At 64.3% G+C, this 14,718-nt stretch carries 13 protein-coding genes; 8 read left to right on the top strand and 5 right to left on the bottom strand.

Going from position 1 to position 14,718, the window contains the following annotated elements:
• The first annotated feature begins 3 nt into the window (after positions 1-3).
• On the top strand, positions 4-627 hold the full coding sequence (gene ureG / locus JNA92_RS16680) for an urease accessory protein UreG (protein WP_241805774.1): 624 nt from the start codon (positions 4-6) through the stop codon (positions 625-627).
• Here ureG and JNA92_RS16675 read toward each other — a convergent pair.
• The 3 genes from JNA92_RS16675 to JNA92_RS16665 all read right to left on the bottom strand — a co-directional run bounded on the left by JNA92_RS16675 (position 590) and on the right by JNA92_RS16665 (position 3,809).
• Positions 590-2,170 carry a sensor domain-containing diguanylate cyclase gene (locus JNA92_RS16675; protein ID WP_241805773.1) on the bottom strand — a complete coding sequence of 527 codons (1,581 nt, stop codon included), beginning with the start codon at positions 2,168-2,170 and terminating at the stop codon, positions 590-592. The two genes, ureG and JNA92_RS16675, sit on opposite strands and share 38 nt — an antisense overlap.
• Positions 2,171-2,301: 131 nt before the next feature.
• Positions 2,302-3,024, bottom strand: coding sequence for a DUF899 domain-containing protein (locus tag JNA92_RS16670; protein ID WP_241805772.1), 723 nt, complete (start codon positions 3,022-3,024; stop codon positions 2,302-2,304).
• 119 nt (positions 3,025-3,143) lie between these two features.
• Positions 3,144-3,809: an HAD family hydrolase gene (locus tag JNA92_RS16665; RefSeq protein WP_241805771.1), complete on the bottom strand. Its 666-nt coding sequence runs from the start codon at positions 3,807-3,809 to the stop codon at positions 3,144-3,146.
• A 93-nt stretch (positions 3,810-3,902) separates the two neighbouring features.
• Here JNA92_RS16665 and lexA point away from each other — a divergent pair, with 93 nt between their 5' ends.
• The 4 genes from lexA to JNA92_RS16645 are packed head-to-tail and all read left to right on the top strand — an operon-like array spanning position 3,903 to position 9,642.
• On the top strand, positions 3,903-4,520 hold the full coding sequence (gene lexA, locus JNA92_RS16660) for a transcriptional repressor LexA (RefSeq protein ID WP_241805770.1): 618 nt from the start codon (positions 3,903-3,905) through the stop codon (positions 4,518-4,520).
• Entirely contained in the window at positions 4,520-5,140 is a 621-nt protein-coding gene (gene imuA / locus JNA92_RS16655; RefSeq protein ID WP_241805769.1) for a translesion DNA synthesis-associated protein ImuA, read from the top strand. The genes lexA and imuA overlap by 1 nt, the downstream gene beginning before the upstream one ends.
• Before the next feature lie 6 nt (positions 5,141-5,146).
• Positions 5,147-6,565 (top strand): Y-family DNA polymerase, encoded by a 1,419-nt coding sequence (locus JNA92_RS16650; protein ID WP_241805768.1) that lies wholly within the window; start codon positions 5,147-5,149, stop codon positions 6,563-6,565.
• Positions 6,562-9,642 (top strand): error-prone DNA polymerase, encoded by a 3,081-nt coding sequence (locus tag JNA92_RS16645; protein WP_241805767.1) that lies wholly within the window; start codon positions 6,562-6,564, stop codon positions 9,640-9,642. Before JNA92_RS16650 ends, JNA92_RS16645 begins: the two co-directional genes overlap by 4 nt.
• Positions 9,643-9,696: 54 nt before the next feature.
• On the opposite strand, the gene JNA92_RS16640 is transcribed toward JNA92_RS16645, so the two are convergent.
• On the bottom strand, positions 9,697-10,518 hold the full coding sequence (locus tag JNA92_RS16640; protein WP_241805766.1) for an aldo/keto reductase: 822 nt from the start codon (positions 10,516-10,518) through the stop codon (positions 9,697-9,699).
• Entirely contained in the window at positions 10,506-11,411 is a 906-nt protein-coding gene (locus JNA92_RS16635) for a LysR family transcriptional regulator (RefSeq protein ID WP_241805765.1), read from the bottom strand. The genes JNA92_RS16640 and JNA92_RS16635 overlap by 13 nt, the downstream gene beginning before the upstream one ends.
• A 139-nt stretch (positions 11,412-11,550) precedes the next feature.
• Here JNA92_RS16635 and JNA92_RS16630 point away from each other — a divergent pair, with 139 nt between their 5' ends.
• The 3 genes from JNA92_RS16630 (at position 11,551) to JNA92_RS16620 (ending at position 14,509) form a co-directional block, all read left to right on the top strand.
• Positions 11,551-12,249 carry a CoA transferase subunit A gene (locus JNA92_RS16630; protein WP_241805764.1) on the top strand — a complete coding sequence of 233 codons (699 nt, stop codon included), beginning with the start codon at positions 11,551-11,553 and terminating at the stop codon, positions 12,247-12,249.
• A gap of 35 nt (positions 12,250-12,284) precedes the next feature.
• Positions 12,285-12,941, top strand: a complete 657-nt coding sequence (locus JNA92_RS16625) for a CoA transferase subunit B (RefSeq protein WP_241805763.1) — start codon at positions 12,285-12,287, stop codon at positions 12,939-12,941.
• 149 nt (positions 12,942-13,090) lie between these two features.
• Complete coding sequence (locus JNA92_RS16620) at positions 13,091-14,509, top strand: short-chain fatty acid transporter (RefSeq protein ID WP_241805762.1); 1,419 nt, start codon at positions 13,091-13,093, stop codon at positions 14,507-14,509.
• The last annotated feature ends 209 nt before the right edge of the window (positions 14,510-14,718 follow it).

Below are 14,718 nucleotides of genomic sequence, written 5' to 3'. Positions count from 1 at the left end.
TTAATGCAAAGCTATCAGCAACCCCTGCGCGTCGGTGTCGGCGGCCCGGTCGGCTCTGGCAAGACCGCGCTGCTCGAATGCTTGTGCAAAGCCATGCGCGACCACTACCAGATCGCCGTGGTCACCAACGATATCTACACCAAGGAAGACCAGCGCATCCTTACCGAGGCCGGCGCGCTGGAGCCCGAGCGCATCGTCGGCGTCGAGACCGGTGGCTGCCCGCACACCGCCATCCGCGAGGATGCCTCGATGAACCTGGCTGCCGTGGAAGCGTTGGCGCGCAAGTTCGGCAACCTTGAAGTCATCTTCGTGGAAAGCGGTGGCGACAACCTCAGCGCCACCTTCAGCCCTGAGCTGGCCGACCTGACCATCTACGTGATCGATGTGGCCGAAGGCGAAAAAATCCCGCGCAAGGGCGGGCCTGGCATCACCAAGTCCGATTTTCTGGTGATCAACAAGACCGACCTTGCGCCCTACGTCGGTGCCTCGCTGGAGGTGATGGAGCTTGATACCCAGCGTATGCGCCCGGAGCGCCCGTGGACGTTCAGCAACCTGAAGAAAGGCGAGGGCCTGCAGGCGGTGATCGACTTCATCGTCGAGCGGGGGATGCTGGGGGTGAGGGGCTGAGGTCAAGCACTTCGACGCGGTTGCGGCCGTTGTGTTTGGCTTTGTACAACTGCTCGTCGGCTTGCTTGAGCACGCCGTCGGCCTGATGCGTATCGGGCCGGCGGCAGGCCACGCCAATCGACACGCTGAGTTTGCCCACATGCGGTGCATCGGCCTGTTCGACCGCGGCGCGTATGCGTTCGGCAATGCGCCGGGCATCGGCCAGGCCAGTGTCCGGCAGCAGCATGGTGAATTCCTCACCGCCGACCCGGCAGGGCAGGTCGTCGTTGCGTGAATTATGGCGCAACAGCTCGGCGAGGTGTTTGAGCACCTCATCGCCCGCATCGTGGCCAAAGGTATCGTTGACCTGTTTGAAATGGTCGATGTCCAGGGCCAGCACGGCGAATGCTCTTGGGCTCTGCATCAAGGCGTCCAGCGTCAGTTGCATGGCACGCCGGTTGGCAAGGCCGGTCAGGGCATCACTCTGAGCCTGTTGGCGCAGCTTGCCGAATTTTTCCTGCAGCAATTGCTCGCCTGTCAGCAAGGCGCGACGGATGGCTGCGACCTCCACGTACCACGCATCGATACGGCGCAGCTGATCGCCGGTCTGGGTGGCGGACAGGTGGCTGGCGCTGTGTGCCAGTTGGCGTAACGGCAAGGTCAGGCGGTAGGTCATCCAGAGCATCAACAGCAAGCCGATGATGCTGACCGGCAGGATATAGAGCAGCACCTTGCGGGTCATTTCGCCCAGTGGCGCCAAGGCCAGGTCCCGCGGTGTCTGCACCACCACTGCCCAGTGCGCTTCAGGCACCGGGGCAAAGCCTGCCAGCATGGGAACGCCGGCAGAGTTGGGCACTTCGAGGGTGCCTGTCTGGCCACGCAGCGCCGCGCTGATCGTTGGGCTGTCGCTGACCTGGGTGCCAATGCGCGCATGCTCGGGGTGGTGCAGCAGGCGTAGGTTGGCGTCGGCGACGAAGGCGAAGGTGCCGTCCTGTTGGTAGTGCAGGCCGATCAACGTATGCAACGCGCTTTCTTTCTTGAGAAACACCGAACCGCCGACAATGCCCAGGTAGCGGCCATCGGCGGCAAAGATCGGCTGCGAAACGAAGATCACCAGGTCGCCCCCGCGCGAGGTGTAGGCGGAACTGACCCACGGCTGACGGGCTTGCACGGCTTGGCGGATTTCGCTGGAGTGCTGCTGGTGGCTGGTGACCTGTTCTATGTCCGGATGCGCCACCAGCACCTGGCCTTGGGCGTTGACGATGACGATGGAGTTGAAGTCCTTGTCCTGCACCTGCAGCCGCTCGGCTTCACTTTGCAGCGCGGCCAGGTCGTCCAGGCCGCCGCCCAGTTGCCCGGCACTGTAGGACAGGTGGTTGCGGGCCGAGCGCAGGAACTCGTCGATATCCGATGCCAGTTTGCTCGCATAGGCTTGGTTGGCCTTGAGCTCCAGGTCGACCAAGGCGCGGTGCTGTACCCGGTAGGCGACAGCAAGGGTGTTGCACAAGGTTGCCAGGCATGCCAGCACGACAATGCCAACGACCAGGGTGCGTAGGTGGAACATGGGCAAGCGCTTGAGCATGGGGGGCCTGTAATGCCAGGGCGACGGGCTCAAGTATGGCCGTATTCTGCCGAACTGCTGCCATTGCGCCGCCCGGCTGGCTCAGCCATGGCGCAGGCGGCGCTGTGGCCTGTTCAGTCATGGCAGCAATGCGGTTGGCCGGGCTGGCTTTCGTAGCGATCGTGATGGCGCACCCAATCCATGGTGCCTTCCTCGTTGCGCCCCAATGGCGCAATGTCGAGAAAATTGTAGGTATTGACCAAGATGTCGAGGCCGCGCGCGTAGGTGGAATAGGTATGAAAGAGGGTGCCGTCCCGGTCCCGGTAGAAGGCGCTCAACCCAGGCAGCTCGCTTTCGTTGCCGGTGTAGGGTTCGTAGTTGTAGTGGCTGTTGCCGTCAGTGGCGACACTGATGCCGAAATCTTCATTGAAACTGCTGCCGTTTGACGAGTACCAGGGAAAGCGCCAGCCCATGCGCTGGGCAAATGCCTGGAACTCAGCGCGGGGCGCGCGCGAAACGGCGACCAGCGAAACATCGTGATGCGCCAGGTGCAGGTTGGCGCCGTCGAAATGGTCGGCGAGGAACGAGCAGCCGGGGCAGCCTTCGCTCCAGCCCTCGGCGAACATGAAATGGTAGACCAGCAACTGACTGCGCCCGGCGAACAGGTCGCCTAAACTCAGCTCGCCGTGCGGGCCTTGAAAACGGTAGGGCTGTTCCAGTTTCACCCAGGGCAGGGCGCGGCGGGCGGCGGCCAGTTCGTCGCGCTGGTGGGTAAAGGCTTTTTCATGCAGCCATAGCTGACGGCGGGCGGCCAACCATTGGCTGCGCGAGACGATGTCGGGCTTTTGAGGGTTCATGGGGATGACTCCACACGTGGGGTTCAAGTGTGGTCGAGCGGGCAGGGATGAGATCGACAGCAGGCCCTGTGCTCGCGACGAGTGGTCAGGGCCCGGCGAGCCCCGTCACAGCATGAGGCTCAAGCGCTGCACTGCATCGCTTCTATCACCTCCCACAACCGCGGATCGTCAAAATCATCCACCACAAGCCTGGCCCCCGCAGCCATCAGCCGTTCTGCCGTCTGTGTCGTGGCAACCCCCACGGTAAAGATCCCGGCGCCGCTCGCCGCTTTCACGCCTGGCAACGAATCCTCGAACGCCAGCGCCTCCCCGGCCCTTGCCCTCAGGCGCTGCAAGCCGGTCATGTACGGCAACGGGTCAGGCTTGGGCCGTGCCAGCTCTTCGGCCACCAGCACATGCTCGAAATGTGCGCCAAGGCCCATGGCAGTGAGCATGTGCTCGGCATTGAGCCTGGGTGCGTTGGTCACCACGCACATGCCGATACAGCGTGCCCGGGCATAGTCCAGCAGGCGCAGCAGCCCCGGCATGGGTTCAAGGGCAGGGGCCAGCTCGCGGAACAGCGCTTCCTTGCGATCAGCCAGCGCCAGGCATTCCTGCGCGCCGGCGTTTGGGAACAGCTCGGCAAACAAAGGCCCATTGGCCCGGCCGCTGATCTGGGCATCGAACTGGGCCTGGGTCAGCTCACGGCCATCATGGTCGCGCAACAACTGACGGAAAGCCTGCAAATGCAGGGTGTCGGTGTCGGTGAGGGTTCCGTCGAGGTCGAACAGCAGTGCAGTCAGCATCAGGCATCCAGGCAGTAGAAAACACAGGTCGGGGCATCATAACCAAACCCAGCGACGAAGGGGGCTGTTCAGTCTTCGCGGAAAAGAGTACAAATGTGCTCCATGGACAATCTTACCCCAAAACGCCGCGCAATCCTCGACTTCATCCGTGAACGCATCACCGATCATGGCCAGCCGCCGAGCCTTGCCGACATCGCCCAGCGTTTCGGCTTCGCATCCCGCAGTGTTGCGCGCAAGCACATCACTGCCCTGTGCCAGGCCGGCTACATCGACGTCACGCCCAATCAGGCACGTGGCATCCGCCTGGCCGCACCTTTGCGCCGCCCGGAAATTCTCGAAGTGCCCGTGCTCGGCCAGGTGGCTGCAGGCGCGCCGATCGGCCCCGACCTGGGCATTCACGAGCAGTTGCTGATTGACCCCAGCCTGTTCCGGCGTACACCGGACTACCTGCTCAAGGTGCGCGGCGACTCGATGATCGATGACGGCATCTTCGACGGTGACCTGGTGGGTATTCGCCAGCAAGGTGAGGCCCGCGATGGCCAGATCGTGGTCGCCCGCCTCGACGGCGAGGTCACCATCAAACGCCTGCAACGCCAACCCGGCGGCTATCGGCTGCTGCCACGCAACCCTGCCTATGCGCCGATCGATGTCGGGCCTGAGCGCGAATTCTTCATCGAAGGCGTGTTCTGCGGCCTGTTGAGGCGCGACTGATGGGCGCGGTGGTCGACCTTGACCGCTTGCTGGACCAGCGCCAGGTCTGGCGCGGCCGGCAGGCGCGGGTACGGCCGGCCGGGTTGCAGCCCACCGGCCATGCGCCGCTTGATCAACGGCTGCCCGAGGGGGGCTGGCCCGCAGCTGCGCTGAGCGAGTTGCTGTTGGCCAGCCCTGGGTGTGGCGAACTGCAACTGTTGTGGCCCTCATTGGCCCGGCTGACCGCCGATGGCGGGCGAGTGGTGCTGGTGGCGCCTCCCTTCATTCCTTACGCACCGGCATGGCAAGCGGCCGGGGTGGACTTGCGCTGGCTGGTCCAGGTCGATGCCCAGCAGGCTGATGCCCTCTGGGCTGCCGAGCAGTGCCTGCGTTCTGGCAGTTGCGCCGCAGTACTGTGCTGGCCGGAGCGAGCCGATGACCGTGCGTTGCGTCGCCTGCAGGTGGCGGCAGAAACCGGGCAGGCACTGGCTTTTGCCTGCCGGCCGCAGCAGGCTGCGCACAATCCATCCCCGGCCGCGGTACGCATCGCCATCGACGCGCGGCCCGCGCAATGGCGTGTGCTCAAGTGCCGCGGTGGCTTGCCGCCGGCTGCAGCCATCCCCTGTGCCTGGCAGGGGTGATGCAACATGCTCTGGGCCTGCATCCTACTGCCGCAATTGGCGCTGGACTCGATCCTGCGTGAACGTGATGACGCCGATGCGCCCCTGGTGCTGATCGGCGGGCCGGCACAACGGCGTGTGTTGCAAGCGGTGAATCCTGCTGCGGCAGCGCTCGGTCTGCGTGCTGGGCAAACCCTCACCGCCGCCCGCGCCTTGGCCGACGGTTTCACCTGCGTTGAAGCAGACGCGGCGCGCATCGAGCAACTGCAGCAATTGCTGGCGGCCTGGGCGTACCGCTTCAGTGCCCAGGTCAGCTTGCATTACCCGCGTGCCGTGTTGCTGGAAGTGGGCTCCAGCCTGCAACTGTTTGGCCCCTGGCCCGTGTTCGAGGCGCGTCTGCGCGAGGAGCTCGCAGCCCTCGGGCTGCGTCAGCGGATTGTCCTGGCCACCAACCCGGTGGCGGCGCGCATGCTTGCCAATGGTCATGACGGCCTGGCGTTGAGCTGCCCGCAAGCAACCCGCGCAGCGCTGGCGCGCATGCCCATTGCGCGGGTGGGGTTGCCACAGGACGCCGCTGAAGCGTTCGCCAGCATGGGGCTGCATCAGCTTGACCAGGTATTGGCCTTGCCGCGTGATGCCCTGGCCAGACGCTTCGGTGCCCAGGTCCAGTTGCACCTGGACCAGCTGCTGGGGCTGCGTACGCTTGGCTTGAGCTTCTATCAGCCGCCGGACCGCTTCGAAACGCGGCTGGAGCTCAACTTCGACGTGGAATCGCACCAGGCGTTGCTGTTCCCGTTGCGGCGCATGCTCAACGACCTGGCTGCCTTCCTGGCCGGGCGGGACTGCGGTGTACAGCGGTTCAGCCTGTACCTGGAGCACGCCGAGGGGCCGGACACGCCACTGCAGGTCGGCCTGCTGGCGGCAGAACGTGATGCGGCAATGCTCTTCGAACTGGCGCGCGGGCGCCTGGAACCGCTGCGCATCCCGGCACCGGTGCGTAATCTGCGCCTGGTGGCCGATGACTTGCCGGCTTTCGTGCCCCAGCACCACGCGTTGTTCGACCCACGGGCCCAGCAGGCCCAACCCTGGGAGCAACTGCGTGAGCGCTTGCGTGCCCGGCTGGGCGACGACGCGGTCACGGGCCTGCGCGCTGAAGCCGACCACCGCCCCGAATGTGCCTGGCAGGCCGCCGAGTATGGCGGGCAGGGCAGCCTGCCCACCTTGCCTGGGAGCCGCCCAGGCTGGTTGTTGCCCCAGCCACTGGCACTGGACCCCAGCGTTCACAGGTTGCTGGGGCAGGCTGAGCGTATCGAGTCGGGCTGGTGGGATGGCGGTGATGTGCGCCGCGACTATTACCGCATCGAAACGCGTGAAGGCCTGCGCGGCTGGGCCTACCGCGACCTGGCTCAGCCCGGTGCCTTGTGGCTGCAGGGCTGGTTCGCATGAGCGCGCCGGGTTACGCCGAACTGCATTGCCTGTCCAACTTCAGCTTCCAGCGCGGCGCATCCAGCGCCGAAGAACTGCTGCGCCGGGCGCGGGAGCAGGGTTACCAGGCCCTGGCGATTACCGATGAGTGCACCCTGGCCGGCATCGTGCGTGCCTGGCAGGCTGCCAAAGCGCAGCAGATACGCTTGATAGTCGGCAGTGAAGTGCGCGTGCACGATGGCCCGAAGCTGGTGTTGCTGGTCCAGGACCTGGGTGGTTACCAGAACCTGTGCGGCTTGATCACCCGTGCGCGTCGGCGAGCGGAGAAGGGCGACTATCAGTTGTTGCATGACGACCTGCGCGAGCTGCATCAAGGGTTGCTGGCGTTATGGCTTGCCGAGGACTCCAGCGACCTGGCAACCGGTCAATGGTTGCAGGGCGTGTTCGGCGAGCGCCTGTGGCTGGGTGTGCACCTGCACCGTGGCAGTGATGACGAGCGCCGCCTGGCCCAGCTGCGTGGCCTGGCCGGGCAACTGGGCATTCGCGCCGTGGCCTGTGGTGACGTACACATGCATGTCCGCGGCCGGCGGGCCTTGCAGGATTGCATGACCGCTATCGGCCAGCGTTGCACCGTCGCCCAGGCAGGGCGGTATCTGTTTGCCAACGGCGAGCGTCACCTGCGCACGCTGGAGCAACTGGCCGAACTCTATCCGGCCGACCTGCTGAGCGAAACGCTCTGCATTGCCGAACGCTGTCAGTTCGACCTGGGCCAATTGCGCTACCAGTACCCGCGTGAACTGGTGCCCGAGGGGCAGACCGCGGCCAGCTGGTTGCGCCAGCTGTGCGAGGGTGGGCTGGCCCACCGCTGGCCGGCGGGGGCGAGCGACAAGGTGCGCGAGGTGCTGGCCAAGGAGCTGGCGCTGATCGCTGAGCTTGGCTACGAAAGCTACTTTTTGACTGTGCACGATATCGTTGCCTTTGCCCGCAGCCAGCACATCCTTTGCCAGGGCCGCGGTTCGGCGGCCAACTCTGTGGTGTGTTTCGTGCTGGGCATCACCGAACTCGACCCAATGAAGCACCGGCTGCTGTTCGAGCGTTTCCTGTCACGCGAGCGCAACGAGCCACCGGACATCGACGTCGACTTCGAGCACGACCGTCGCGAAGAAGTGATCCAGTACGTTTTCCGCCGTTATGGCCGGCACCGCGCAGCGCTCACTGCGGTGGTCAACACCTATCATGCTGCTGGCGCGGTGCGTGATGTCGCCCGTGTGCTGGGGTTGCCTGCCGACCAGGTCGATGCCCTGGCCAAGTGCTGTGGCCGCTGGACCGACCGCATCCCGGATGAGCAACGCCTGGCCGAGGCCGGCTTCGAGCCCGGCAGTCCTTCGCTGCGGCGCATTCTGGTGCTGGCCGGGCAGCTGATAGGCTTCCCCCGCCATCTGTCGCAGCACCCAGGCGGTTTCGTCATTTCCGAGCAACCGCTGGACCACCTGGTGCCGGTCGAGAACGCCGCCATGGCTGAGCGCACGGTCATCCAGTGGGACAAGGACGATCTGGACATGGTCGGCCTGCTCAAGGTCGATGTGCTCGCCCTGGGTATGCTCAGTGCCTTGCGCCGCTGTTTCGACCTGCTGCAGCAGCACCGGGGGCGACACCTGACCCTGGCGACGATCCCTCCCGAAGACCCGGCCACCTACGCGATGATCAGCCGCGCCGAGACCATGGGCGTGTTCCAGATCGAATCACGCGCCCAGATGGCCATGCTGCCACGGCTCAAGCCCAGCACCTTCTATGACCTGGTGATCGAAGTCGCGATCGTGCGCCCGGGGCCGATTCAGGGCGACATGGTGCACCCCTACTTGCGCAGGCGTTTGAAGCAGGAGCCGGTGACCTACCCATCGCCCAAGCTCAAGGAAGTCTTCGAGCGTACCTTGGGCGTGCCGCTGTTTCAGGAGCAGGTGATGGAACTGGCCATGGTGGCCGCAGACTACAGCCCGGGCGAGGCCGACCAGTTACGCCGTAGCATGGCCGCCTGGAAGCGCCATGGCGGTCTGGAACCACACCGCGAACGGCTGGTGCAGGGCATGCTGCGCAACGGCTACGACCTGGCGTTTGCCGAGCGCATATTCGAACAGATCAAGGGCTTTGGCAGTTATGGCTTCCCGGAGTCGCACGCCGCCAGTTTCGCCTTGCTGTGCTATGCCAGCAGTTGGCTCAAATGCCATGAACCGGCGATTTTCACCTGTGCGCTGGTCAATAGCTGGCCGATGGGCTTCTACAGCCCCGACCAACTGTTGCAGGAGGCACGCCGCCAGGGGATCCAGGTACGGCCGGTGGATGTCGCCCACAGCCAGTGGGATTGCACGCTGGAAGCGGTTGCCGAGGGTGTCCTTGCCATCCGCCTGGGGTTGCGGCAAATCCGCGGTTTCGCCGAAGCCGACGCTCGCCGGCTCGAAGCGGCGCGGGCGCTCAGGCCGTGGCGCGATGTCGAGGACCTGTGCTTGCGTGCCGGCCTCGACAGCAGCGCCCGCACCCGGCTGGCCGATGCCGGTGCGTTGCGCGCCTTGGCACGTGACCGCTACCAGGCGCGCTGGCAGGTCGCGGCGGTGCAGCCGCAACTGCCCCTGTTCGCCGAGCTGCAGGCAACGCCCGAAGCCGCGGTGGCCTTGCCTGTGCCTACCGTGGGCGAAGACCTGGTGGCCGACTACGCCATCTTGGGAACCACGCTGGGGCCTCACCCGCTGACCTTGTTGCGCCCGCGTCTGCGGGCGCTGGGCTGTCGCAGCTCGCATGAGTTGGCGGGCGTTGAGCATGGCGATGCAGTCGCCGTGACCGGCCTGGTGGTGGGGCGGCAACGGCCACAGACCGCCAGCGGGGTGACCTTCGTCACCCTTGAGGATGAATTCGGCATGGTCAATGTGGTGGTCTGGCGCGCGCTGGCCGAGCGGCAGCGGCGTGCGCTGGTGGGGGCTCGATTGCTCAAGGTGAATGGCCGCCTGGAACAGCAGGACGGGGTGCGGCACCTGATTGCACGGCGGCTGGAGGATGTCAGTGTGTTGCTGCAGGGGTTGGATGTGCGCAGCCGGGACTTTCATTGATTCGACCGGCGAACGGGCTGCACAGCAGCCCCAGTCGCCGTTGTTGTCGCGCTGTCAAACCATTGCCAGGTGCTGCTTGCGTGTTGGCGCCGGGAATACCCGGTCAATGGCTTGCAAGTCCTCGCTGGTCAAGGTCAAGCCTGCGGCTGCCGCATTCAACCTTACGTGCTCCGGCGACACCGCTTTGGGGATCGCGATGACACCGTCCTCGCGCGTCACCCAGGCCAGGCAGACCTGCGCCGGGGTGGCCCCATGGCGCTCGGCAATCTCGTGCAATAACGGATGCTGCAGCAGCTTGCCGGCCTGGGCCAATGGGCAGTAGGCCATGGTCGGTAGCCCGTGTTGCCGGCTCCAGGGCAGCAGGTCGAACTCGATGCCACGCTGCACGGGGTTGTACAGCACCTGGTTGGTGCCGCAGTCAGGGCGGTCCAGCTCGATCAGGTCGTCGACATCGAAGTTGGAAACACCCCAGCGGCGAATCTTGCCCTGTTCGCGCAAGCGTTCGAACGCCTCGACGGTTTCTTCCAGCGGGTACTGGCCGCGCCAGTGCAGCAGGTACAAGTCGATGACATCGGTGCCCAAGCGAGTGAGGCTGCGTTCACAGGCAGCGGGGACGCCGCGCCGGCTGGCATTGTGCGGGTACACCTTGCTGACCAAAAAGACTTGATCGCGCCGCCCGGCGATAGCCTGGCCGACCACTTCTTCGGCGCCACCTTCGGCATACATTTCGGCGGTGTCGATCAGGTTCATACCCAGATCGATGCCGTGTTGCAGGGCGGCAACCTCAGCAGCCCTGCGTGCCGGGTCTTCGCCCATGTACCAGGTGCCCTGGCCGATGGCCGGCACGTCGCAACCTGCCAGTTTCATGTAACGCATGTCACCTCCGGAATCTGGGTATGGGAAAGCAGTACCTCAAGCAGCGCCTGCGCTGCAGTGGACAGTTTATGGTCGCTCAAGGCGATTACGCCGATCCGCCGTTCGACAGTGGGCTGTACTAGGGTAATGCAACGCGCGCCGAGCTCCTGCATCTGGTTGATGCACAGCGCCGGCACCGCGCTCACGCCCAGCCCACTGGCGACCATGCGGCCAATGGTCGAGAGCTGGTGGCTTTCAAACGCCACCGCCAGCTTGCCGTGCAGTGCCGCCACGTTCTGCTCCAGCAGCAGGCGCACCGCGGAAGGGCGCTGCAGGGCGATGAAATCTTCGCCCAGCAACTGCGCCCAGCTGACTTCGGCCAGCTCGGACAACGGGGAGTCGGTGGGCACCACGGCAACGAAACGGTCCAGGTACAGCGGGTGGAAGCGCAGGCCGTCAGTGTTTTCCGGTTCGAAGCCGATGCCCAGTTCGACGCGGCGGTGGCGCACCAGTTCCAGAACCTGCTCGTTGATCACATCGTGCACCGTGACGTTGACCTTAGGGTAACGCTGGCGAAACACCTTGAGTGAGTGGGGCAGCAGGTTGCCGGCAAACGCCGGCATGGCCGCCACCGACACCCGCCCCAATTGCAGGGTAAAACGCTGGCGCAGCATCTCCTCGGTGTCGTCCCAGTCGGCCAGCAGGCGCCGGGCCAGTGGCAGCAGGACCTCACCTTCGGCGGTCAGGCTGACGCTGCGCGTGGTACGGGTGAGCAGGGCGCCACCCAGGTTCTCCTCCAGTGCCTTGATGGTAAGGCTCAGCGCCGGTTGCGAGACATGCAGGTGTTCGCCGGCCTGGGCAAAACTCTGGTACTTGGCCACGGCGACGAATGCGCGCAGTTGCTTGACGTTCATGGCGGGCTCACAGGTTGTTTTGAAAAAGTTATCAATCGATGACGAAAACAAAATTAACAAATCAGTCGCCAGCGGTGAAGATGCCTGCACACGCTCACCGACAGCCTCGTCGGTCAACAACTACAAAAGGCGGATCAGCATGGCCGGACTGGACAAGCGCGTAGCAACCTATGAACAGGCCCTCGAAGGCCTGACCGACGACATGACGGTACTGGCCGGCGGCTTCGGCCTGTGCGGCATCCCGGAAAACCTCATTGCCGAAATCAAGCGCCGTGGCGTCAAGGGCCTCACCGTGGTCTCCAACAACTGCGGCGTCGATGGCTTTGGCCTGGGCGTACTGCTGGAAGAGCGGCAGATCCGCAAGATGATTGCCTCCTACGTCGGCGAGAATGCCGAATTCGAGCGCCAGTTGCTCAGTGGCGAGCTGGAAGTGGAACTGACCCCGCAAGGCACCCTGGCCGAAAAAATGCGCGCTGGCGGCGCCGGCATCCCGGCCTTCTTCACCGCAACCGGCTACGGCACGCCAGTTGCCGAGGGCAAGGAAGTGCGCGAGTTCAAGGGCCGCAACTACATCCTGGAAGAATCGATCACCGGTGACTTCGCCATCGTCAAAGGCTGGAAGGCCGACCACTACGGCAACGTGGTCTACCGCAACACCGCGCAAAACTTCAACCCGCTGGCCGCCACCGCCGGCAAGATCACCGTGGTCGAAGTCGAAGAAATCGTCGAGCCAGGCGTGCTGCTGCCCAGCGAGATCCATACCCCTGGCATCTTCGTCGACCGGGTCATCGTCGGCACCTTCGAAAAACGCATCGAAAAGCGCACCGTCAAGGCCTGAGCGCCGTCCTCCAGAACAATAAAGAGACTTTCACCATGGCACTGACCCGCGAACAGATGGCACAACGCGTCGCACGCGAACTGCAGGACGGCTTCTACGTCAACCTCGGCATCGGCATCCCCACCCTGGTGGCCAACTACGTCCCTGCTGACATGGATGTGATGCTTCAGTCGGAAAATGGCCTGTTGGGGATGGGCGAATTCCCTACCGAGAGCACGATCGACGCCGACATGATCAATGCCGGCAAGCAGACCGTCACCGCCCGTCGCGGCGCCTCGATCTTCGATTCGGCACAATCGTTCGCCATGATCCGTGGCGGCCATGTCGACCTCACTGTGCTCGGCGCCTTCGAAGTGGATGTCGAGGGCAATATCGCCTCGTGGATGATCCCGGGCAAGCTGGTCAAGGGTATGGGCGGCGCGATGGACCTGGTCGCCGGTGCCGAGAACATCATCGTCACCATGACTCACGCCTCGAAAGACGGTGAGTCCAAGTTGCTGCCACGCTGCAGCCTGCCGCTGACCGGCGCCGGCTGCATCCGCAAGGTGCTCACTGACCTGGCCTACCTGGAGATCGAAAACGGTGCCTTCATCCTGCGCGAAACCGCACCGGGGGTGAGCGTCGAAGAAATCGTCGCGAAAACCGCCGGCAAGCTGATCGTGCCGGACGATGTGAAGGAAATGTCTTTCTGATACACCTCCCCAGCCCTGTGGCAGTGGCGGCAACGGCGAATGCGCTGGTGAATGCACCAACGCTTTCGACGGTGGCGCTGCTGCCACAGGGTTTTGTGCGTTGTGCCTGAAACGTTACACCCCATAAAACCAATAAAAAGGAAGTTACCGTGGCCGCTGAAATCCAAGACAGCCGCTCCGCCCGATTTGCCCTGCGTTGCTCCAACTGGGCCGAGCGCTGGTTCCCCGATTCCTGGGTGTTCGCCGCCCTGGCAGTGGTGCTGGTATGCCTTGGCGCCATGGCCATGGGCGCCAAACCTACCGATACCGCCAAGGCCTTTGGCGATGGCTTCTGGAGCTTGATCCCGTTCACCATGCAAATGGCCTTCGTGGTCATCGGCGGCTATGTGGTGGCCAGCTCGCCCCCTGCCGCTCGGCTGATCGATCGCCTGGCGCGGGTGCCGAAGAACGGCCGTTCGGCGGTGTGCTGGGTGGCGCTGATCTCGATGCTGGCATCCTTGCTCAACTGGGGCCTGTCCCTGGTGTTCGGTGGCCTGCTGGTGCGCGCGCTGGCACGGCGCAGTGACCTGAAGATGGACTACCGCGCCGCCGGTGCTGCTGCGTACCTTGGCCTGGGGGCCGTCTGGGCCCTGGGGCTGTCGTCTTCAGCGGCGCAGTTGCAGGCCAACCCGGCCAGCCTGCCGCCGTCCATTTTGTCGATTACCGGCGTGATCCCATTCACCGAGACCATCTTCCTCTGGCAGTCCGGGGTATTGCTGGCCGCGCTGGTCATCGTCTCGTTGGTGATCGCCTACGCCACCGCACCTGGCCCGAACAGTGCGCGCAGTGCCGAAGACTGCGGCGTCGACCCCAGCTTCACCGCACCGCCCGCACCCCAGCGCACGCGCCCGGGTGAATGGCTGGAATACAGCCCGATCCTGATCCTGCTGATGGTGGCGCTGGCTGGCGGCTGGCTGTACCAAGAGTTCGCCACCAAGCCTGCCATTACCGCAATCTCCGGGCTCAATACCTACAACCTGCTGTTCATCATGCTTGGCGCCTTGCTGCACTGGCGCCCACGCAGCTTCCTGGACGCCGTGGCACGTGCGGTGCCGACCACCACCGGGGTGTTGATCCAGTTCCCGCTGTACGGCTCGATCGCCGCCATCCTCACCCAGGTGAAGGGAGTCGACGAGCAGACCCTGGCCCACCACATCTCGTTGTTCTTCACCCAGATCGCCACCCATGACACCTATGCCGTGCTCATGGGCGTGTACTCGGCGGTGCTGGGGTTCTTCATCCCCTCGGGGGGTGGCAAGTGGATCATCGAAGCGCCCTACGTCATGTTGGTGGCCAATGACCTGCAGTACCACCTGGGCTGGGCAGTGCAGATCTACAACGCCGCCGAGGCGCTGCCGAACCTGATCAATCCGTTTTACATGCTGCCGCTGCTCGGGGTGCTGGGCCTGAAAGCGCGTGACCTGATCGGCTTTTCGTTCGTGCAACTGCTGGTGCACGTGCCGCTGGTGCTGGTGTTGCTCTGGGCGTTGGGGACGACCTTGCAGTATGTGCCGCCGGTGATGCCTTGAGCTGAACTGGCGTCAGGGGGCGGTTGAACAAACCTTTTGCAGAGGTAACGCGTGCTGGAATGGGCGTCAGGTGTGCTCTGCCGCCCCTTCCCACGAGCTGTTGATAGCGCGTACGCTGCCATTGCCAAATCGCGTACAGGTTTTGTAATAGTTTGGCGCTATCAGAATGATGTTTCGCTCTTGTAGGATTATTTTCCCTATCTTCTATC

The sequence above is a fragment of the Pseudomonas putida genome (genome assembly GCF_022627325.1).
Classification (GTDB): Bacteria; Pseudomonadota; Gammaproteobacteria; order Pseudomonadales; family Pseudomonadaceae; genus Aquipseudomonas; species Aquipseudomonas putida_X.
This window is presented reverse-complemented; position numbering and strand designations above follow the sequence as displayed.